Annotated in this window: 18 protein-coding genes; 14 read left to right on the forward strand and 4 right to left on the reverse strand. The window is 67.3% G+C overall.

From position 1 onward, the window contains the following. The first annotated feature begins 34 nt into the window (after nt 1-34). Nucleotides 35-1,192: an isovaleryl-CoA dehydrogenase gene (locus RA164_RS11035; protein WP_329740903.1), complete on the forward strand. Its 1,158-nt coding sequence runs from the start codon at nt 35-37 to the stop codon at nt 1,190-1,192. Between the two features lie 51 nt (nt 1,193-1,243). Here RA164_RS11035 and RA164_RS11040 read toward each other — a convergent pair whose 3' ends face one another. Then, nucleotides 1,244-4,081: an autotransporter domain-containing protein gene (locus RA164_RS11040; protein ID WP_329740904.1), complete on the reverse strand. Its 2,838-nt coding sequence runs from the start codon at nt 4,079-4,081 to the stop codon at nt 1,244-1,246. 234 nt (nt 4,082-4,315) lie between these two features. Between RA164_RS11040 and RA164_RS11045 the strand changes: the two genes are divergently transcribed. The 5 genes from RA164_RS11045 (at nt 4,316) to RA164_RS11065 (ending at nt 11,082) form a co-directional block, all read left to right on the forward strand. Next, nucleotides 4,316-5,500: a thiolase family protein gene (locus RA164_RS11045; protein ID WP_329740905.1), complete on the forward strand. Its 1,185-nt coding sequence runs from the start codon at nt 4,316-4,318 to the stop codon at nt 5,498-5,500. A 176-nt stretch (nt 5,501-5,676) separates the two neighbouring features. Then, nucleotides 5,677-6,030: a hypothetical protein gene (locus RA164_RS11050; RefSeq protein WP_329740906.1), complete on the forward strand. Its 354-nt coding sequence runs from the start codon at nt 5,677-5,679 to the stop codon at nt 6,028-6,030. 226 nt (nt 6,031-6,256) lie between these two features. Continuing rightward, nucleotides 6,257-7,864, forward strand: coding sequence for a carboxyl transferase domain-containing protein (locus RA164_RS11055; RefSeq protein ID WP_329740907.1), 1,608 nt, complete (start codon nt 6,257-6,259; stop codon nt 7,862-7,864). Nucleotides 7,865-7,906: 42 nt separating this feature from the next. Then, the gene (locus RA164_RS11060) at nt 7,907-9,598 is read left to right on the forward strand and encodes a molecular chaperone HscC (RefSeq protein ID WP_329740908.1); all 1,692 of its coding nucleotides are present in this window, start codon (nt 7,907-7,909) and stop codon (nt 9,596-9,598) included. Next, nucleotides 9,598-11,082 carry a J domain-containing protein gene (locus tag RA164_RS11065; RefSeq protein ID WP_329740909.1) on the forward strand — a complete coding sequence of 495 codons (1,485 nt, stop codon included), beginning with the start codon at nt 9,598-9,600 and terminating at the stop codon, nt 11,080-11,082. Before RA164_RS11060 ends, RA164_RS11065 begins: the two co-directional genes overlap by 1 nt. Before the next feature lie 39 nt (nt 11,083-11,121). Here RA164_RS11065 and RA164_RS11070 read toward each other — a convergent pair whose 3' ends face one another. Genes RA164_RS11070 through RA164_RS11080 form a run of 3 tightly spaced genes read right to left on the reverse strand, consistent with a single transcriptional unit; the run spans nt 11,122 to nt 13,513 of the window. Then, nucleotides 11,122-11,436 (reverse strand): DUF6587 family protein, encoded by a 315-nt coding sequence (locus RA164_RS11070; protein WP_329740910.1) that lies wholly within the window; start codon nt 11,434-11,436, stop codon nt 11,122-11,124. Beyond that, on the reverse strand, nt 11,433-13,271 hold the full coding sequence (gene feoB / locus RA164_RS11075; RefSeq protein ID WP_329740911.1) for a ferrous iron transporter B: 1,839 nt from the start codon (nt 13,269-13,271) through the stop codon (nt 11,433-11,435). Before feoB ends, RA164_RS11070 begins: the two co-directional genes overlap by 4 nt. Then, a complete protein-coding gene (locus RA164_RS11080; protein WP_329743533.1) occupies nt 13,268-13,513 on the reverse strand; it encodes a FeoA family protein in 246 nt (81 codons plus the stop codon). The genes feoB and RA164_RS11080 overlap by 4 nt, the downstream gene beginning before the upstream one ends. A 121-nt stretch (nt 13,514-13,634) precedes the next feature. Between RA164_RS11080 and RA164_RS11085 the strand changes: the two genes are divergently transcribed. The 8 genes from RA164_RS11085 (at nt 13,635) to RA164_RS11120 (ending at nt 21,615) form a co-directional block, all read left to right on the forward strand. Next, the gene (locus tag RA164_RS11085) at nt 13,635-14,423 is read left to right on the forward strand and encodes an enoyl-CoA hydratase-related protein (protein WP_329740912.1); all 789 of its coding nucleotides are present in this window, start codon (nt 13,635-13,637) and stop codon (nt 14,421-14,423) included. Between the two features lie 98 nt (nt 14,424-14,521). After that, nucleotides 14,522-16,510 (forward strand): acetyl/propionyl/methylcrotonyl-CoA carboxylase subunit alpha, encoded by a 1,989-nt coding sequence (locus RA164_RS11090; protein ID WP_329740913.1) that lies wholly within the window; start codon nt 14,522-14,524, stop codon nt 16,508-16,510. Between the two features lie 38 nt (nt 16,511-16,548). Further along, nucleotides 16,549-17,448, forward strand: coding sequence for a hydroxymethylglutaryl-CoA lyase (locus RA164_RS11095; protein WP_329740914.1), 900 nt, complete (start codon nt 16,549-16,551; stop codon nt 17,446-17,448). 70 nt (nt 17,449-17,518) lie between these two features. Further along, on the forward strand, nt 17,519-18,007 hold the full coding sequence (locus RA164_RS11100) for a GNAT family N-acetyltransferase (protein WP_329740915.1): 489 nt from the start codon (nt 17,519-17,521) through the stop codon (nt 18,005-18,007). A 13-nt stretch (nt 18,008-18,020) separates the two neighbouring features. Next, nucleotides 18,021-18,605 (forward strand): GNAT family N-acetyltransferase, encoded by a 585-nt coding sequence (locus RA164_RS11105; RefSeq protein WP_329740916.1) that lies wholly within the window; start codon nt 18,021-18,023, stop codon nt 18,603-18,605. Nucleotides 18,606-18,728: 123 nt separating this feature from the next. Continuing rightward, a complete protein-coding gene (locus RA164_RS11110; protein ID WP_329740917.1) occupies nt 18,729-19,496 on the forward strand; it encodes an SDR family oxidoreductase in 768 nt (255 codons plus the stop codon). Between the two features lie 112 nt (nt 19,497-19,608). After that, nucleotides 19,609-20,172, forward strand: coding sequence for an elongation factor P-like protein EfpL (gene efpL, locus RA164_RS11115; RefSeq protein WP_329740918.1), 564 nt, complete (start codon nt 19,609-19,611; stop codon nt 20,170-20,172). 231 nt (nt 20,173-20,403) lie between these two features. Next, complete coding sequence (locus tag RA164_RS11120; protein ID WP_329740919.1) at nt 20,404-21,615, forward strand: NAD-dependent epimerase/dehydratase family protein; 1,212 nt, start codon at nt 20,404-20,406, stop codon at nt 21,613-21,615. Nucleotides 21,616-21,671 lie beyond the last annotated feature (56 nt).

A 21,671-nucleotide genomic window follows, 5' to 3' on the forward strand; every position in this document is an offset into this window, starting at 1 on the left:
TTACGGGCTGACCCGCCACCCCACGGAATTTCGCATGCGCCCGTTCCCGCTCGGAGAAGACCTCGACCTGCTGCGCGACAGCGTGCACGCCTTTGCGGAAAAGGAGATTGCTCCCCGCGCCACGCAGATCGACCACGACAACCTGTTTCCCGCCGACCTGTGGCGCAAGTTCGGCGAGATGGGTCTGCTCGGCATCACCATCCCGGCCGAGTACGGCGGCAGCGGCATGGGCTTTCTGGCGCACATGGTGGCGATGGAGGAAATCTCGCGCGCGTCCGGCTCGGTCGGCCTGTCCTACGGCGCGCACTCCAACCTCTGTCTCAACAACATCTTCCACAACGGCAATGAGGCGCAGCGGCAGAAATACGTGCCCAAGCTGAGCTCGGGCGAGTACGTGGGCGCACTGGCGATGAGCGAACCGGGCGCAGGCTCCGACGTGGTCGGCTCGATGAGCTGCAAGGCCGAGCTGAAGGGCGACGTGTGGGTGGCCAACGGCTCCAAGATGTGGATCACCAACGGTCCCGACGCCGACGTGCTGCTGGTCTATATGCGCACCGCGCCGCGCGCGGCCGGCAGCCGCTGCATGACCGCCTTCATCGTCGAAAAGGGCATGAAGGGCTTCAGTACCGCGCAGAAGCTGGACAAGCTGGGCATGCGCGGCTCGAACACCTGCGAGCTGGTGTTCGACAACTGCGAGATTCCGGCGGAGAACATCGTCGGCGAGGTGAACGAAGGCGTCCGCGTGCTGATGAGCGGCCTGGACACCGAGCGGCTGGTGCTCTCGGGCGGCCCGATCGGCCTGATGCAGGCGGCGCTGGACCTGACCCTGCCCTACGTGCGCGAGCGCAAGCAGTTCAACGCGCCGATCGGCACCTTCGAGATCATGCAGGCCAAGGTGGCCGACATGTATACCGCGCTGCAGTCCTCGCGCGGCTTCGCCTACATGGTGGCACAGCAGTTCGACGCCGGCACCAAGTCGCGCGTGGACCCCGCCGCCTGCCTGCTCAACGCCTCCACCAATGCGGTGAAGGTGGCGCTGGAAGCGATCCAGTCACTGGGCGGCAACGGCTACATCAACGAGTTCCCTGCCGGCCGCCTGCTGCGCGACGCCAAGCTGTACGAGATCGGCGCCGGCACCAACGAGATCCGCCGCATGCTGATCGGACGCGAGCTGTTCCACGGCAAGGCGTAAGCAGGCGGGCGCCCTGCCCGCAACGGGACAGGATGCCGACTGCCGACGGCCTCAGAACCGCCAGCGGTAGCTCAGCGCGACCTGCCTGGCATGCAGGTGCTGGTCCACCTGCTGCCGGTAGTCCAGCGCAAGGTCGGCACGCGGGGTGGCCTGCCAGTCCAGCCCGAGGCCGGCTGCACCGCCGTAGCGTGACAGGCCGATACCGTCGACCGGTGCCCACTGCTGCAGCCCGGTGAAGCTGGCGTCCAGCACGTCGCCCTGAACCGCGAAAGCCCTTTGCCACAGCAGGCTGCCATGCAGGCTCAGGCGGCTGCCGTCGGGCAACATCCACTGGTGCGTGGCGCGCAGGCCCGCCCCGGCCTGCCAGCGTTGCACGCGCTGGGTGCCTGCCATCAGGCCGAAGCCATAGCCGCCGCCTTCGGTGAAGCCGTCGAGACGCAACCGCGCATACTGCAGGTCGAGGTAAGGCGTCAGGCGCATGCCTCCCAGTTCCAGGCGATAGCCACTCTCGCCGTAGGCCACCTGGTACTGGCCGTGGCTGTAGCTGGCCACCCCGGTCGACGCGCCGCCAAGGGTCAGCCGCCGCTGCATGTCTTCACGGTAACTGCCCATGCCGACACGCCCCATGGCGTACCACGAGCCCTGCAGCATGCCGCCGTAGAACATGCCTTCCAGCGCCCGGCTGCTGCCCTGGTTGGCACTTGCGGCGAGCCGGCCCAGCCCATGGCTCTGGCCGATGGCATAGCCGATCACGCCCCGACTGCCGATGCGGCTGTCGCTGCCGACCAGGTTCCCGCCCAGGTCGAAACCGACATCGCCGTAGCCGCTGCGCGAAAGGGTGCCGTGGTCGCCGAAACTCTGCGTCCAGCCGCCGACATGGCCGGCCAGTTCCGGCGCATCGAGCAGTTGATCGAAACGCTGCGACAACGCGCGGGTATCGGCATCGATCGCTTCGAACGCCATCGTGGCGCTGGCCGCGTGCAGCTGGCCGGAAAGGCTTTCCAGCGACTGCTGCATTACCGCCGTGGACACCGCATGCTGCAGGCTCGCCGCGCCGGCGATGAAGGCGCTGCTCGCCGCCGGCGTGCCGCTGGCCGAGCCCAGCAACTGGCTGTTGATCTGGGTGAACGCATTCTGCGTGCGCTGGGCGGCGCTGAAGCTGGCGGCGGTGTAGGTCAGCCCCTGGATCGCGCTCAGGTTCACCTGCTGCACGTCGAGCCAGGCGTCGTTCGCGTCGTAGTTGATGGTGGCGGTCAAGGCCACGCTGGTCGAGGTATCCAGGGCGCTGAAAGTCCCCGTGAGTCCGCCTTTCGCGGTCAGCACGTCGGTATGCGAATTCACGGTGTAACCGGCGTCGGCGCCATAGACATACAGGTCACCGCCGGAAAGCGTGGCGTTACCGTTCACCTCCAGCGCCGAACCCAGCGAGACAGCCAGCCGGCCGGTAGCACCCTGCTGCACGTAGTTGCCGTTGATGGTGACATTGCCGCCACCGACCACCAGCGCGCCGCTGTTGTTCACGTTGCCGCCGATGTTGTGGGTATCGCCAAGCGTGCCCTGGGCGGCGATGTCGACGCTGCCGGCCAGCGACACCGCGGTAAGCGTGCCCCCCTGCACCTGGGTCAGGCCGGTATAGCTGGAAGGTTGGGTGAGATTGAGCGTGCCGGTGCCCTGCTTGATCAGCCCGCCACTACCGGAAATCGGGTTGTTCCAGCTCGATACGCCGCTGAAGTTGACGGTGACATCGCCCCAGTTGAACTGCTCGGGTCCGTTCACCGCCTTGCCCACGTCCAGCTCGCCGTAGCCGAAGGTGGGGTTGGGTTGCGAGCCGCCCAGCGGGTCGGCGGTGCCGAGCAGGGTCTGCCGTACCAGGTCGTTGCTGAAGTACGGGTAGGCCTGCCAGACCAGCGCGGCGGCGCCGGACACCTGCGGCGCCGCGAACGAGGTGCCTTCGACGATGTAGTAGCTCGGGTTGGTGGTGGTGCTGGTGGTGTTCTTGTCCAACACGATGACGTCGCCCGGTGCGGCCAGGCAGTAGTCCATCGCGATGCCGCACTTGTTGGAGTACCCGTCGAGCTGGGTGGGGTCGTTGCTGTTCACTGCCACCGCCACCAGCCAGCCCTGCTCCAGGTCCGCCGCCTGGCTGAGACTGGGCAGGGCCGCGATGGTGCTCGGGTTGGCCTGTGAGTCGTTGCCGGCAGCGAACACCACCAGCCCGTTGTGGTTGAGCACGAAGTCGGCGTAGGCGTCGTGGAAGGCCTGGGTCACTGTGGTGTCGGTGCTGGACCAGGTGATGCCGCCCCAGGAATTGTTCATCACGTTCACGCCGGCACTGATCAGGTCTTGGTTGACCTGTGCGAAGAACTGCGCGTCGGTGGTGCTGACCTGCGAGGGAGGCGTCGAACCGTTGTCGCTGGGTGCGTTGTCGCTGATGATGCGCGCGGACACCAGGTTCGCGCTGGGCGCGATGCCGCCCGGGAAACTCGCCCAGGCCGCACCCGCGGCGATCTCCGATACCCAGGTACCGTGACCGACCACGTCGTCGATCGTGGTGTTGTTCTGGGTCGAGTCGACGTAGATCAGCTCCTGCGAGACCCGTCCGGCCACCGTGGGGTTGCTGCGCATGATGCCGCTGTCCACCACGCCGATGGTGACACCGGCGCCGGTGTAGCCCTGGTCATGGGCGGCATAGGTATCGGTGAGCGCAAGCTGGGCATCGACTGGCGGCTGCGTGACGCTGCTCGACGAAGAAGGGTTCGAGCCGGTGGAGCTGCTGGAACCCGACTTGACCCCGCCGCTCCCGCCCCCACCGCAGGCGCTCAAGGCCAGCGAAATCGCCACGGCCAGCCATGCCTTCTGGCCGCCGACACCATGCATCAGCTTCTTCATATGCCGATCCCCTCACCCATCCATCCCTAGTCGCGGTCGGTCGACGAGACAGCCCATGTCGCCGGCTCCTTGCACCAGTCTGGCATAACCGCAGCCCGCCGGCGTAATCGAAAAATAGGGCAATTCGTACCCGATGAACGGCCTGATGCCGTTTGCCCGGTCCCGGTGCGGGCTGCGATAATCCAAGAGTTTCACGGGCGCAGCCCGTCCCTCACGTTCATGCGGAGATCCCCCATGTCGGACGTCAATGTTGTCATCGCCGGTGCCAAGCGCACCGCCATCGGTTCCTTTCTCGGCCAGTTCACCGGTGTCCCCACGCCGAAGCTGGGCGCCACCGCCATCCAGGCCGCGCTGGAGCAGTCCGGCATCGCCGCGGGCGAGGTCAGTGAAGTCATCATGGGCTGCGTGCTGCCCGCCAACCTGGGCCAGGCCCCGGCGCGTCAAGCCTCGCTGGAGGCCGGCCTGCCGGTCGGCACCGGCTGCACCACCATCAACAAGGTGTGCGGCTCGGGCATGAAGGCGGTGATGCTTGGCCACGACCTGATCAAGGGCGGCTCGGCGGCAGTGGTGGTCGCCGGCGGCATGGAGTCGATGACCAACGCGCCGCACATGGTGCAGGCCCGTACCGGTATCCGTTACGGCAACGGCGAACTGGTCGACCACATGGCGTGGGACGGCCTCACCAACCCCTACGACGGCAAGGCCATGGGCGTGTTCGGCGAGCTGTGCGCCGACAAGTTCCACTTCACCCGCGAGGACCAGGATGCCTTCGCGATCGAATCGGTGAACCGCGCCAAGGCCGCCCAGCAGTCGGGCGCCTTCGCCGGCGAGATCGTGCCGTTCACCGTGAAGGGCCGCAAGGGCGACGTGGTGGTGGATACCGACGAACAGCCGGGCCGCTCCGACGTCAGCAAGATCCCCACGCTCAGGCCGGCCTTCCGCAAGGAAAACGGCACCATCACCGCGGCCAGCTCGTCCAGCATTTCCGATGGCGCCGCCGCGATGGTGCTGCTCTCGGCCGACGACGCCAAGGCACGCGGCGTGACCCCGCTGGCCCGCATCGTGGCCCACGCCACCCATTCGCAGGAACCGGAGTGGTTCACCACCGCACCGGTTGAAGCCATTCAGAAAGTTCTGAAAAAGGCTGGCTGGACGGTCGACGAAGTGGACCTGTTCGAGATCAACGAGGCGTTCGCCGTGGTGGCAATGGCGCCGATCAAGGCACTGGGCATTCCGCACGCCAAGGTCAACGTCAACGGCGGCGCCTGCGCGCTGGGTCACCCGATCGGCGCCAGCGGCGCGCGGCTGATCGTCACCCTGCTCAATGCCCTGAAGACACGCGGCCTGAAGCGCGGTGTAGCTTCGCTGTGCATCGGCGGCGGCGAAGCCACCGCCATCGCGGTCGAATGCCTGGATTGATGACCGGCGCTCAGCCGTCTGGATTACCCGTCTGGCAGTTTGTTTGCCATTCGTGAAAGCCGGATAACCGCCTTGTTGATTTCCCCCGGAACAGGCCGCGAAACCTGTGGCGTGTTACGGGGGAAAGCGCTTTAATGATCGGGCCATTCGGCATTCCACGGCTAAGGAGATCCACCATGAAGTTGACGCGTACCCTTCTCGCCTCTGCGTTCGTTGCGCTGCTGGCGGCTTGCAGCAACGGCGCGCAGAATTCTGCGCAGGAAGCCCAGAAGTCGGCTGACCAGGCGCAGCAGGCTGCCGACCAGGCACAGAAGGCTGCTGCCGCTGCACCGACCACCGCTTCCACTGCCGCCGCTCCGGCTGCTGCCCCGGCCTCGACCGCCCCGGCTCCCGCCTCCACGGCTCCGTCCGCTGCCGACGCCATGAAGTCCGCTGCCACCAGTGCCGCCAGCGCTGCGAAGGACGCCGCCGGCGCCGCCAAGGACGCTGCTGCCAAGGCCAAGGATGCGATGAAGAGCTCGGGCAAGTAATCGACCCGGCATCCCACGCACACGAATCGGCCACCTCCGGGTGGCCGATTTTTTTATGCGTGTCTGCCAGAGCGGAACAGGCCTGCGACATGAGACATGTGCCAGCCCGGAAGCCTGTCGCCAGACGACGTGCAGTCGTCACGCCCCCCTTCTTTGCGGCGGTGCGTTTTGGCCCGCCCGTAGCCACCGGTATCATCGCAGTTTTATTTTGCACGGCAGACTGTCCATGAGCGTGATCGCCTCGCAGATCGATCCCCGTTCGCCCGAGTTCCAGACCAACCAGGCGCAGTTGCGCGTTCTGGCCGACGACCTGCGCGACGAGATGGCGCGCACGGCGGAAGGCGGTGGCGCCAGGGCACGTGACAAGCACGTGGCGCGCGGCAAGCTGCTGCCGCGCGAACGCATCCGGGCACTGCTCGACCCCGGCTCGCCGTTCCTGGAGCTCTCGCCGCTCGCCGCGCATGGCATGTACGAGGGCGCCGCCCCTGCCGCCGGCATCATCACCGGCATCGGTCGCGTCAACGGCATCGAAGTAGTGGTGGTGGCCAACGATGCCACTGTGAAGGGCGGCACCTATTTCCCGATGACGGTGAAAAAGCATCTGCGCGCGCAGGAAGTGGCGCTGGAGAACCGCCTGCCCTGCATCTACCTGGTCGACTCCGGCGGCGCCTTCCTGCCGCTGCAGGACGAGGTGTTTCCGGACAAGGAACACTTCGGCCGCATCTTCTACAACCAGGCGCGCATGTCCGGCCTGGGCATTCCGCAAATCGCGGTGGTGATGGGCTCATGCACGGCCGGCGGCGCCTACGTGCCGGCGATGTGCGACGAAACGGTGATCGTGCGCGAGCAGGGCACCATCTTCCTCGGCGGCCCGCCGCTGGTGAAGGCTGCCACCGGCGAGGTGGTCGATGCCGAGACACTGGGTGGTGCGGACGTCCATACGTCCATTTCCGGAGTAGCCGACCACTTCGCCGAGAACGATGCCCACGCGCTGGTCATCGCGCGCGACATCGTCGCCAGCCTCAACCGCAGCAAGTCCATGTCGCTGGCGCTGCGCGAGCCCGCCGAACCGAAGTACCCCGTCGAAGAGCTATACGGCGTGATCCCGCAGGACACGCGCCGGCCGTTCGATATCCGCGAGGTGATCGCGCGCATCGTCGACAGCTCGGAGTTCCACGAGTTCAAAGCGCGCTACGGCAAGACCCTGGTCTGCGGTTTCGCGCACATCCACGGCTACCCGGTGGGCATCGTCGCCAACAACGGCATCCTGTTCGCCGAGAGCGCGCTCAAGGGCGCGCACTTCATCGAGCTGTGCAACCAGCGCAACGTGCCGCTGGTGTTCCTGCAGAACATCACCGGCTTCATGGTCGGCAAGAAATACGAGCAGGCCGGCATCGCCAAGGACGGTGCCAAGATGGTGACTGCGGTGGCCTGCTCGCACGTGCCCAAGTTCACCGTGGTGATCGGCGGCAGCTTCGGCGCGGGCAACTACGCCATGTGCGGCCGCGCCTACGGCGCGCGCTTCCTGTGGATGTGGCCGAACGCGCGGATCAGTGTGATGGGCGGCGAACAGGCCGCCAGCGTGCTGGCCACGGTCAAGCGCGACGGCATCGAAGCGGCCGGCAAGCAGTGGAGCGCCGACGAGGAGGACGCCTTCAAGGCACCGATCCGCGAACAGTACGAACGCCAGGGGCATCCGTATTACGCCAGCGCGCGACTGTGGGACGATGGCATCATCGACCCAACCGATACCCGCCGCGTGCTGGGGCTGGCGATCTCCGCGTCGATGAACGCGCCGATCGAGCCGCAGCGCTACGGCGTGTTCCGCATGTAAGCAACGAAAGACTTCGGCACCGCCACAGGAACTACCCAACGGATGATCGTCGGCATCGATCTTGGCACCACCCACTCGCTCATCGGCTGTTACGACGAAGGCGGCCCGCGCCTGTTCGCCAACCCGCTGGGCAGCCTACTCACCCCCTCGGTGGTGGCCATGGACGACGATGGCCATGTGCTGGTCGGCCAGGCCGCGCGCGACCGTCTGGTCAGCCATCCCGGCCAGGCCGTCGCCAACTTCAAGCGCTGGATGGGCAGCGCCCGCGAAACCCGCCTGGGCGATCGGCTGTTCCGCCCCGAAGAGCTTTCGGCACTGGTACTGCGCGCGCTGCTGGACGACGCGCAGAATGCCCTTGGCGAACCCGTGCGCGAAGCGGTGATCAGCGTGCCGGCGTATTTCTCCGACGCGCAGCGCAAGGCCACCCGCACCGCCGGCGAACTGGCCGGCATCCGCGTCGAACGGCTGATCAACGAACCGACCGCCGCCGCGCTGGCCTACGGCCTGCAGGAGCGCCCGGACGGGTCCCGTTTCGTGGTGTTCGACCTCGGTGGCGGCACCTTCGACGTGTCGGTGCTGGAAATGTTCGAGGGCGTGGTCGAGGTGCATGCCAGCGCCGGCGACAACTTCCTCGGCGGCGAGGATTTCCTGGACGTGCTGGAAACCGCCTGCCTCGGCGACCTCGGCCTCGGCGCCGACACGTTGTCCGCTGCACAGCGCGGGCAACTGCGCCGTTGGCTGGAAACCGCCAAGCGCGAGCTGAGCCAGCGCACCGAGGTCCAGGTCGGCGGCCAGCTGGGCGAGCGTACGGTCGAATGGCGCATCGACCAGGACCGTTTCGCCCGGCTCGCCGAGCCGTTGCTGCAACGCATGCGCACCCCGCTGGAACGCGCGATGCGCGATGCCCGCCTGCAGCCCGAGCAGATCGACGAGATCGTGCTGGTCGGCGGCGCCAGCCGCATGCCGATGATCGCCCGCATGGTCTCGCGCATGTTCGGCCGCCTGCCGCTGCGCCACCTGCATCCGGACGAGGCGGTCGGGCTGGGCGCCTGCGTCGCCGCGGGCATGAAGGCGCGCGACCAGCATCTGGACGAAGTGATCCTGACCGATGTCTGCCCGTACACCCTGGGCACCGAAGTCGCGCGCCGCGATGGCGAGGGACAGCTGCAGTCGGGCTTCTTCCACCCGATCATCCATCGCAACAGCGTCGTACCGACCAGCCGCGAAGAAGCGTTCTGGCCCACCCACCCGCAACAGAAGACGCTGCGCCTGAACGTCTACCAGGGCGAAAACCCGATGGTGACGAACAACATCAAGCTCGGCGAACTGCAGGTGGACATCGACCCGAGCCTGCCCTCGGACCAGAACGCGGTGAACCTGCGTTTCACCTATGACGTGAATGGCGTACTGCAGGTCGAGGCCACGGTCCAGGCCACCGGCAAACACTACGAGCTGCTGCTGGAACGCAACCCCGGCCAGCTGCTCGACCCGGAACAGGTCCGTCAGCGGCTGGCCGCGCTGGCCGAACTGAAGGTGCACCCGCGCGACAAGCAGGAAAACATCGCCCTGCTCGCCCGCGCCGAGCGCCTGTACGAGGAACACCTGCAGGCACGCGAGCAGTTGCAGGGCTGGATCGCCCGCTTCCGCGCCGTCATCGAGACCCAGGACGACATGCTGATACGCGAACACCGGCGCGAGTTCGGACACGCCCTGGACGCGCTGGAACAGGCCTGATGTCAACAGGCCTGATGTCGCCCTTCGAGCAACTCGGGCTGCCGTCGGACGCCGACGAGCGCATGGTCAAGCGCGCCTACGCGCAACGCCTGCGCCACACCCGGCCCGACAGCGACCCGGAAGGCTTCCAGCGCCTGCATGCGATCTACCAGGCCGCACTGGCCGTATGTCGCGAGCGGCCACCACAACCAACCCCGGCACGCGCCATCGAACCCGTGACCGAGCCGGCAAGCATCCTCCAGGCAACGGCCGCACCCGCGACGCCGCCGACACCGCCGCTGATGCCGAGCCCCGCTCCCCTGCGCGCCGAACCGGCCCGGCCTGCCGTGCCGACGCCATTTCCCTTCGAACGCTTCTGCAACGAGCTGCTGACCATGGCCGATGCCGGCGATGCACCGCAGCTGCGCGCCTGGCTGGACGAACAACCGGCACTGTGGTCGCTGCGACTGAAGGCGCAGGTCGGCCACGAACTGTTCGCCCGGCTCTACCGCGACGCGCCGCCGATGCCGGCAGCATGCCTGGACACGCTGCTGGCGTTCTTCGACATGAACCACGCGCGCTCCGGCCACGACCCGCTGGCGCTGCAACGCCTGCAGCGCCGCATGCAGCTGGCCTGGGAACTGCAGCCGGCCCATCGCGACGCCCTGGCCACCCGGCTGGGCATACGTGGATGGAATACCCGCGGACGGGAGCGGCGGCGGCTGGATCGCCAGCTGCAGCAACTGGAACGCCCCTTCCATTGGACCGGCGCGATTCCCACCGCGCTGTGGCCGAATGCCGCCAGCCGGCTGGCGCGGCTCATCCTGCAATTGAGCCTGCAGCACCCGCGGGACCTGCCGTCCGTGTGCGACAGCAAGCAGGTACGGTTCTGGCTGGAGGCCGCGGATCGTCGCCAGGTAAGCAAGCCGCGGCTGATCCTGGGCGGCATCCGCTGCATCGCGACCCTGCTGGGTAGCCTGCTGCTTGGTCTTTTGCTCGGCGTGCTGACCCGTCTTCCACCCGAACGCTTCGCCTTCGGCGCCCTGGAATTCACCGTCGGCGCGGCCTTCGTACTGTGCCTGATCTGGGCCGCATGGATGGCCCTGCTGCCGCTCGACGACTGGCATGCGATGCCGGAGCACCAGCCGGCCCGCTGGCCGTGGCTCAACCTGTTGCTGGTACCCGCGCTGTGCGGCGTCGGGTTGGCCGTATGGATACCGGCCGGGCACAACCCGCTGGCCATGATCCCACTGGTCGCCGCCGTCTGGCTGGCACTGCGGCGACTGGCCCGAAGAAACATCACCAGGCCCGGCTTCAGCCCGCGCCTGATCTGGGTCGCGCTCTACCTTGGCGCCGCGGTGCTGAGCAGCCTCTCCGGCAACCACGGCCAGGACAACGAATTCGCCAGCTACACCTACCTGCTCGCCGTGGCCGCGACGATTATGTGGTGCATCGACCTGTGGCGGCATCGCCACGTGCTGCGCATCCGCCGACGCGCCGCCTGAGCAGCGGCTGCGGCCGGCACGACTTCGGCGAACCGGACGTCAGCGACCGTGCTGCTTCGGGCGCGGCGAAAACTGTAGCGGATAGACGGCATCGCGCACCGCCGTCGGTGGCTTCGGCCCGCAGGCACCACAGGTGGAACAGCCATCGGCACAGCTGCCGGTGGCCTGTTTCGGCTGCAGCCGTCGTGCCAGCGCGTGGGCCAGGCGCGAACGTCCCGGCCGTCCCAGGCGGATCGACGCCGCCGCCAGCCAGCGGCTGGTGACTTGCGGCGCCAGCTTGCGCAGCGCGACCAGCACGGCCGCCACCACGATCAGGCCGACCACTACATACTGGATCAGCAGGCCGGTACTCATGTCAGCGCACTCGCGATCTGGAAGGTGAGGAACGAGGCCGCGTAGGCCATCGCGAACATGTAGCCGAAGGAGATCGCCACATTGCGCCACGAGGCGGTCTCGCGGCGGATGATCGCCAGCGTCGACATGCATTGCGGCGCATAGGCGAACCACACCAGCATCGACAGCGCACTGGCCAGCGGAATGTGCGCGGTCAGTGCCGGCCCCAGGCCCGCGGCGGTTTCACCGCCCACGGCATACACCGTGGCCAGTGCCGCCACCGCGGTCTCGCGCGCGGCGAAGGCCGGGATCAGCGCCAGGCTCATCTGCCAGTTGAAGCCGATCGGCGTGAAGATGTGCGCGAAGGCGTGCCCGAGATAGCCGGCGAAGCTGTAGTCGATCGCCGGGCCGGTGGCACCGGCCGGCGGCGCGGGGAAGGTCGACAACGCCCACATGATCACGGTCAGCGCCAAGATCACGCCGGTCAGCCGCTTCAGGAACACCATGCTGCGTTCGTACAGGCCGATCGACACGTCGCGCACCTTGGGCAGACGGTAAGAAGGCAGTTCCATCAGCAGCGCATGCTCGCTCTTGTCGCGGCGGATGCGCTTCATCACCCAGCCCACCAGCATGGCGCCGAGGATGCCCGCCGCATACAACGCGAACAGCACCAGCCCCTGCAGGTTGAACACGTCGAACACCCGGCGCGAGGGAATGAACGCGCCGATCAGCAGGGCATACACCGGCAGGCGCGCCGAGCAGGTCATCAGCGGCGCCACCAGGATGGTGGCCAGGCGGTCGCGCGGGTCGGTGATGCTGCGCGTGCCCATGATGCCGGGAATCGCGCAGGCGAAACTGGACAGCAGCGGGATGAACGAGCGCCCGGTCAGCCCCACCGAGACCATCACCCGGTCGAGCAGGAAGGCCGCACGCGGCAGGTAGCCCGATTCCTCCAGCGTGAGGATGAAGAAGAACAGCACCAGGATCTCGGGCAGGAAGCCGATCACCGTACCCAGGCCGCCGCACAGGCCCTCGGTCACCAGTCCACGCACCGGGCCGGCCGGCAGCCACACCGCCAGATGTCCGCCCAGCCAGCCGAAGCCCTCGCCGATCAGGTCGCTCATCGGCTTGCCGGCGGCGTACACCGCCTGGAACACCAGGAACATCACCACCGCGAGGATCGCCAGGCCAAACACCGGGTGCAGTGCCCAGCGATCCAGCGCATCGTCCAGCCGGTCGGTGGCACGCGGCATGCTGACGGTGGCCGCCAGCAGCTCGCGCACCTGCGCATGCAGGTCGGCACGACTGGCTGCGTCGTCCGGTTCGGCCGGGGCCGCCACCGGCACGTCGCCGTCCACCCGTTCGACCAGCACCTGCGCGCCACCGCGCTTCACTGCAATCGTCTCCACCACCGGCACGCCCAGCCGCCGCTGCAGCTCGGGCACGTCGATCACGATGCCGCGCCGCCGCGCCGTGTCCATCATGTTCAGCGCCAGCACCACCGGCCGCCCCAGCCGCCGCACCTCCAGCAGGAAGCGCAGGTGCAGGCGCAGGTTGGTGGCATCCGCCACGCACACGATCAGGTCGGGCGCCGTTTCGCCGGGATAGTTGCCCTCGAGCACGTCGCGGGTGATCTGCTCGTCCGGACTCACCGCATCGAAGCTGTAGGCGCCGGGCAGGTCGAGGATATGTAGCACGCGACCGGATGGCGCCACGAAGCGGCCTTCCTTGCGTTCGATGGTGACGCCGGCGTAGTTCGCCACCTTCTGGCGGCCACCGGTGAGCTGGTTGAACAGCGCGGTCTTGCCGCAATTCGGGTTGCCGACCAGGGCGATGCGCAGGGTTCCGGCGCTCATGCTGCCTCTCCCGCCGTCACTTCCACGCGCGCCGCCTCGTTGCGACGCAAGGCGAATCGCGTCGAGCCGATCTGGATCAACAACGGGTCACCGCCCATCGGGCCGCGCGCCACGACACGAACCGGCTCGCCCGGGACGAATCCCAGGTCACGCAGGCGCTGCGCGATCACATCGGCAGCATGTGCATCATCAACGCGTTCAACCACGGCAGGCGCACCTTTCTGCAAGTCGGTCAGGCGCACAGGCACCACACACTTAAATACGAATGGTTCGCATTGTAATCCTTTCTTCGCGACGCTGCAGCCATGGGGCAACCCGGCCCAAGCCTTTAAGATGGGCGCCAGCCCTCCGCGGAACCCAAGCATGACTGCCATACGCATCACCGACCGCGCCGGCGTGCGCGAACTGGCGCTAGATCGCCCCGACGTGCACAACGCCTTCGATGACGGCCTGATCGCCGAACTTACCCACGCATTGGAATCCGCAAGCGATGATCCGGCGGTGCACGCCATTGTCCTCACCGGTACCGGCGCCAGCTTCTCGGCCGGTGCCGACTTGAACTGGATGCGCGGCATGGCCAAGGCCAGCGAGCAGGAGAACCGCGACGATTCGTCGCGCCTGGCCGCGCTGATGCGCAGCCTGCAGTTCTGCCCCAAACCCACGGTCGCCCGTGTCAATGGCGCAGCCTACGGTGGCGGCGTGGGGCTGGTCGCCTGCTGCGATATCGCCATCGGTGTCGACACTGCAAAGTTCGGCCTGACCGAGGTGAAACTCGGCCTGGTGCCAGCCGTGATCTCGCCCTACGTGATCGCCGCCATCGGCCTGCGTCAGGCACGTCGACTGTTCCTGACCGGCGAGATCTTCGATGCCGCCGAGGCGCAGCGGATCGGCCTGCTGCACCAGGCGGTACCCGCCGAGGCGCTGGACGAGACCGTTGCCTTCGTCCTGAAACTGCTGGCCAAGGCCGGACCCGGGGCCCAGCGCGAAGCCAAGCAGCTGGCTTTCCGCATGGGCGGTGTCGACGCCGCCGCCGCCGCACGCATCGACCAGGAGAACGCCGCACTGATCGCCCGCCTGCGCGTCTCTGAGGAAGGCCAGGAGGGGCTTACCGCCTTCCTCGACAAGCGCGCAGCGGGCTGGATGGCACGCTGACCGACGGCGCGGCCATGCTGCGCCGCGCCTCAGTTTGCAGGACGTGATCTGTTATTTTCGCTGGCTGGGCAACCCACGCACGTCCGCAAGGAATCCGCATGTTCGAACGCGTACTGATCGCCAACCGCGGCGAGATCGCCTGTCGCGTGATCCGCACCTGCCGGCGTCTCGGCATCCATACCATCGCGGTGTACTCGGAAGCGGACAAGGACGCCCAGCACGTGCGCCAGGCCGACGAGGCGTGGCCGATCGGCGGCCCGCGGCCGGCCGACTCCTACCTGCGCGGCGACGCCATTCTGGACGTGGCCAGGAAGAGCGACGCACAGGCGATCCATCCCGGTTACGGTTTTCTGTCCGAGAACACCGCTTTCGCCCGAGCCTGCACCGAGGCCGGCATCGTGTTCATCGGGCCGAAGCCGGAGAGCATCGAGGCGATGGGTTCCAAGGCCGAGGCCAAGGCGCTGATGGCGAAGCACGGCGTGCCGCTGGTGCCCGGCTACCATGGCGAGAACCAGCAACCGGAAGTACTCGCCGAAGAAGCCCGCGCCACCGGTTTCCCGCTGATGATCAAGGCCGCGTCCGGCGGCGGCGGCAAGGGCATGCGCATCGTGCGCGAGGAAAAAGACTTCGCCGATGCGCTGGCGTCGGCGCAGCGCGAGGCACAGTCCTCGTTCGGCGACGCGCGGGTGATCGTGGAGCGCTACGTCGACCATCCGCGTCACATCGAATTCCAGGTGTTCGGCGACAGCCACGGCCATGTCATCCACCTCAACGAGCGCGAATGCTCGGCCCAGCGCCGTTACCAGAAAGTGCTGGAAGAGACCCCCTCGCCCTTCCTCACGCCCGAACGCCGCCAGGCGATGGGCGAAGCCGCGGTCGCCGCAGCCAGGGCGGTCGACTATGTCGGCGCCGGCACGGTGGAATTCATCGTCGGCAAGGACGGCACGTTCTTCTTCATGGAGATGAACACGCGCCTGCAGGTGGAACATCCGGTCACCGAGATGACGCTGGGCCTGGACCTGGTCGAATGGCAGCTGCGTGTGGCCGACGGCGAGTCGCTGCCGCTGGCGCAACCGGACATCCGCGCGCACGGCCATGCGATCGAGGTGCGCCTGTACGCGGAAGACCCGGAACAGAACTTCCTGCCCGGCTCGGGCCGGCTGGCCACGCTGCGCCTGCCCGCGACGTCCGCCCATGTGCGCCTCGACGGCGGTGTGGTGGAAGGCGACACCGTCACGATTTTCTACGACCCGATGATCGCCAAGCTGATCGTCTGGGACGAGGACCGTCCGCGCGCGCTGCAGCGCATGCGCGAAGCCCTGGCCGGTTGCGAGATCGCCGGACCGAAATCCAACATCGCCTTCCTCGAGCGGCTGGTACGCCATCCGGTAATAGTCGAGGGTCGCATCGACACCGGCTACCTCGACCGTCACCTCGACCAGTTCGTGACCGGCCACAGCACGCCCCCGTGCCGGACCGTGTTCGCCGCGACCGTCGCCGCGCTGCTGCACGACGAAGCGGCTGCGCGCGCCAACCCGGTCGACCCGCACTCGCCCTGGGCCAGCGCGGACGCCTGGCGCATCGGCCATGCGGGCAAACGGCTGGAAGCGTTCGCGATCGGCGAGGAACGCTATGAAGTGACCGCCCACGGTCATGCCGGCAGCTACCGCCTGCGCCTCAGCGAGGTCGACTGCGTGGTGGACGGCGCGCACTACGACGGCGCGGTATTGAACGCTCGCTTCGACGGCGAATCGCTGCGCCTGCCCCTGAGCGCCGACCACCGGCGGGTGCTGCTGCACGATGCCGCCGGCCGCCGCTGGCATCTGGAGCGCAGTCCCGCTTTCGCCTGGGAAACCAAGGATGCCGCCGGCGGCAACCAGATCGTCGCGCCCATGCCGGGCCGCATCGTGCTGGTGAAGGCCAGTGCCGGCGACCAGGTCGAGGAAGGCCAGGAACTGCTGGTGATGGAGGCAATGAAGATGGAACTGGCCTTGAAGGCACCGCGCGCCGGCACCATCGAAAGCGTGAGCGCCAGCCAGGGCGAATTCGTCGAAGCCGACGCCGTGCTGGTGCGCTTCGGCGACTGAGCTTCCATCCGCCGCCGCGCCACCACCGGAGAACCACGATGTCCTCGTCCAACCATGTCCGCATCGTCGAAGTCGGCGCCCGCGACGGCCTGCAGAACGAGAAGACCCTGCTACCGGCCGAAGTGAAGATCGCGCTGATCGACCGGCTCTCGTCCACCGGCCTGAAGACCATCGAGGCGACCAGCTTCGTCAGCCCGAAATGGGTGCCGCAGCTGGCCGACGCGGCTGAGGTGTTCGCCGGCATCCGCAAGGTGCCGGGCGTGGACTACCCGGTGCTGGTGCCCAACCTGCAGGGCTACGAGCGTGCCCGTGCGGCCGGCGCCGGTGCGATCGCGGTATTCACCGCCGCCAGCGAAGCGTTCAACCGCAAGAACATCAATGCCTCGATCGACGAATCGATCGAGCGCTTCGTGCCGGTCATTGAGCACGCCAGGGCCGATGGCGTGAGCGTGCGCGGCTACGTGTCCACCGTGCTCGGCTGCCCCTACCAGGGCGACGTGCCGGTAGCCGACGTGGTCCGCGTGGCGCAACGGCTGCACGCGGCCGGCTGCTATGAAATCTCGCTGGGCGACACCATCGGCGTGGGCACGCCGGCGAAGGCCCGTGCGATGCTGCACGCGGTGGCGCAGGAAGTCCCGATGGACGCGCTGGCCGTGCATTTCCACGACACCTACGGCCAGGCACTGGCGAACATCCTGGCTTGCCTGGAAGAAGGTGTGCGGGTGGTCGACAGCGCGGTCTCCGGCACCGGCGGCTGCCCCTACGCGAAGGGCGCCACCGGCAACGTGGCCAGCGAGGACGTGGTCTACATGCTGCACGGCATGGGCATGGACACCGGGGTCGACCTCGACCTGCTGGTGGCCACCGGCGCCTGGCTGGCCGCGCAGCTGCACAAGGACACCGCCAGCCGCGTCACGCGGGCACGTACGGCCAGCTGAGGCGCTACCGGCCAGTGGCATCCGGCGCGGGGCGTGGAATAATCGGCCGTCCCGCCTGCTGGAACCGCGCATGTCCCCTCCTTTCCTGATCCGACCGATCACGCCGCGCGACGATGCCGCGGTGGCCGCGATCATCCGCGCCGTGATGCCCGAATTCGGTGCCGACGGTCCCGGCTTCGCCATCCACGACACCGAAGTGGACAGCATGCATGCCGCCTACGCCCAGCCGCACAGCGCCTACTTCGTGGTGGAGCTGGACGGTCACGTGGTCGGCGGCGGTGGCATCGCAGCGCTGGTGGGCGGCGAGCCCGGCGTGTGCGAGCTGCGCAAGATGTATTTCCTGCCCGAAGCGCGTGGCATCGGCGCCGGGCGCGCCATGATGGAGCGCTGCCTGGATGCGGCACGCGATGCCGGCTTCGCACGTTGCTACATCGAAACCCTGACCGGCATGGACGCGGCGCAGGCGCTTTACCGGCGCCATGGCTTCGTCGCGTTGTGCGCCCCCATGGGCGGCACCGGACACCATGGCTGTGACCGCTACTACATCCGCGATCTCTGACCGAGCCGAACCCATGCCCGTCGCCATCCGTATCGCACGCGAAGAAGACGCCAGCGCCATCCACGCGATCTACACCCCGCACGTCAACCAAGGCGTCGCCACCTTCGAGACCACGCCACCCGGCGACGAGGCCATGCGCGGACGCATCCGAGCGCGCCTGCCGCAGTATCCGTGGCTGGTCTGGGAAGAGCATGGCGAGGTGCTGGCCTACGCCTATGCCGGCCGCTTCCGCGAACGTGCCGCCTACGACTGGATCGCCGAAACCTCGATCTATGTGCACAGCGACGCACAGCGCCGTGGCATCGCGCGCCGGCTCTACAGCGCCCTGCTGGACCTGATGTGCCGGCAGGGCATGAACCAGGCCGTGGGGGTCATCACGGTACCTAACCCGGTCAGCGTCGGCTTCCACGAATCGCTGGGATTCGAACCGGCCGGCATCTGGAAGCAGTGCGGCTACAAGCTCGGCCGCTGGTGGGATGTCGGCGTGTGGCAGAAAGAGCTGCAGCGAGCGGCCAACCCGCCGCCGGCGGTGACGCCGTTCGCCACGCTGACCGCAGCCGAGGTCGCGGTCGTGATCGAACGCCACCAGCCCGGCTGAGCCGTCGCCCCATGCCGGCAGGCCACCGCCGCCGGCAACGCACGGGGACAACCCTTCCTGCGGGGCGCGCCGGCCGGCCGCTGAGCTACTATTGCCGTTTTGGATTCAGTGGAGCTCAGTCCCATGCAACTCGATCAGGTCAAGGCGATCATCACCGGCGGTGCCTCCGGTCTCGGCTACGCCGTGGCACAGCACCTCGTCGCCCACGGCGCCCATGTGGCCCTGTTCGACGTGAACGAGGAAAAAGGCCAGGCTGCCGCCAAGGCGCTGGGCCAGGCCGCGCGTTTCTACCGCACCGACGTCACCAGTGAGGAAGGCGTTGCCGCCAACGTGGCATCCGCCCGAGACGCGATGGACGGCCTCAACATGGTGATGAACTGCGCCGGCATCCTTGGCGCTGGGCGTGTGCTGGGCAAGGAAGGCCCGATGGCGCTGAACAACTTCGCCACGACCGTGATGGTGAACCTGGTCGGCAGCTTCAACGTGGCCAAAGCCGCTGCGGCACTGATGCAGCACAACGAGGCGGGCGAGGACGGCGAGCGCGGGGTGATCATCAATACCGCCAGCGTCGCCGCCTACGAGGGCCAGATCGGCCAGGCCGCCTACTCGGCGTCCAAGGGTGGCGTGGTCGGCATGACCCTGCCGATGGCACGCGAACTGGCCCGCTTCGGCATCCGCGTGGCGACCATCGCACCCGGCATCTTCTGGACCCCGATGGTCGACGGCATGCCGCCGCAGGTGCAGGAGTCGCTGTCGGCCTCGATCCCGTTCCCGTCGCGCCTGGGCAAGCCGGAAGAGTTCGCCCAGACCGTGGCCTTCATCCTCGGCAACCGCTACATCAACGGCGAGACCATCCGCCTGGACGGCGCGGTACGGTTGCAGCCGAAATAAGCGGGGAATGAGTTGAGAGGGGTGAGGAACCAGAGAAAACCCACCTCACCACCCTCATCGCACGCCTTTGCTCTTCCCTCACTTCTCACTTCTATTGACTCACTCCTGACCTATGAAAGCTTCCGACGTCAAGAAAGGCAACGTGGTCGAACACGAAGGCACCGTGTACCAGGTGCGCGACATCGAACGCAGCTCGCCCACCGCGCGTGGCGGCAATGTCACTTTCCGCTTCACCCTGTATTCGATTCCCGGCGGTCGCAAGTTCGACCTGAGCCTGCGTGCCGACGACGACCTGAAGGAGATGGAGCTGGTGCGCCGGGCCGCCAACTTCTCCTACATGGACGGCGACGCGTTCGTGTTCATGGACGCCGAGGACTACACCCAGTACATGCTGCCGCCGGAACTGGTGGGCGACAACGCGGGTTATATCGTCGAGGACCTCGAAGGCTATTACGTGCAGTTGATCGACGATGCACCGGTCGGCCTGCAGGTGCCCACCAGCGTGATGCTGACCGTGGTCGATACCGCACCGGAGCTGAAGGGCGCCAGCGCCACCAAGCGCACCAAGCCGGCCAAGCTCAATACCGGCGTGGAGATCCAGGTGCCGGAATACATCACCAATGACGAAAAGGTGTGGGTGAACACCACCACCGGCGAGTTCGGCGGCCGCGCCTGAACCCGCCCGCCCATTCCGCACCGCGACAGCGGTCGGAATGGGCTCACCCTGCACGTAACCGCACCACCCGCGTCGGCGTTGCCGAAGTGAAACATTGCGCAGGGATACTGGTTGCCGGAACCGGGAGTCGATCCGTGTCACCGCCCGCCCCGGGCAGTGGCCGACAGCGCAACCGCCCGTGCCGGCATCGGGCTTCCGGACAGTCAATGGCGATGACGTTCGGGGATCGCGATGAAAATTCTGGTGCTTGGTGGTGACGGATTCTGCGGCTGGCCGACGGCGCTGCATCTGTCGGACCATGGTCACGACGTGGCGATCGTCGACAACCTGTCCCGCCGCAAGATCGATATCGAACTGGAGTGCGACTCGCTCACGCCGATCCGGCCGATGAACGAGCGGCTTCGCGCATGGAAGGACATCTCCGGCCGCGACATCGCCTTCCACAACATCGACGTGGCGGTGAACTACCAGCGCCTGCTCGACCTGCTGCGCGAATGGAAACCCCACGCCATCGTGCACTTCGCCGAACAGCGCGCCGCGCCATATTCCATGAAGAGCAGCGTGCACAAGCGCTACACAGTGAGCAACAACCTCAACGCCACCCACAACGTGCTGGCCGCGGTGGTGGAGAGCGGGCTCGACATCCACGTCGCTCACCTGGGCACCATGGGCGTGTACGGCTACGGCACCGCCGGCATGAAGATCCCCGAGGGCTACCTGAAGGTGAAGGTCGAGATCGAGGGCGGCGAGCTGGTGGAGAACGAGATTCTCTACCCGGCCAACCCCGGCAGCATCTACCACATGACCAAGACCCAGGATCAGCTGCTGTTCCACTTCTACAACAAGAACGACAAGGTACGTATCACCGACCTGCACCAGGGCATCGTCTGGGGCACGCAGACCGAACAGACCCGCAAGGACGAACGCCTGATCAACCGCTTCGACTACGACGGCGACTACGGCACCGTGCTGAACCGCTTCCTGATGCAGGCGGCGGTGGATTACCCGCTGAGCGTGCATGGCACCGGCGGACAAACCCGTGCCTTCATCCACATCCAGGACACGGTCAAGTGCATCCAGCTGGCGCTGGAGAACCCGCCGAAGAAGGGCGACCGCGTGCACATCTTCAACCAGATGACCGAGACGCATCGCGTGCGCGACCTGGCTGCGATGATCGCCGAGCGCACGGGCGCGAAGATCGAGAACGTGCCCAACCCGCGCAACGAGGCGGACGAGAACGAACTGCATGTGGCCAACGACCACTTCCTGCATCTGGGTCTGGCGCCGATCACGCTCAACCAGGGCCTGATGGAAGAAGTCACGCAGATCGCCCGGAAATACGCAGAGCGCTGCAACCGCGGCAAGATTCCCTGCGTCTCGCTGTGGAACCGCCGCGCGGTCGCAGCCATCCAGCCGGTTGCGGCAAACGCGGCATCGTACTGACCGGCAGCCGCACCAACCGGCGGCGACGCATGCGCCGGACATGATGCAGAATGGCG

Origin of the sequence: Dyella sp. A6 (assembly GCF_036320485.1) — a bacterium.
Lineage (GTDB): Bacteria > Pseudomonadota > Gammaproteobacteria > Xanthomonadales > Rhodanobacteraceae > Rhodanobacter_A > Rhodanobacter_A aluminiiresistens.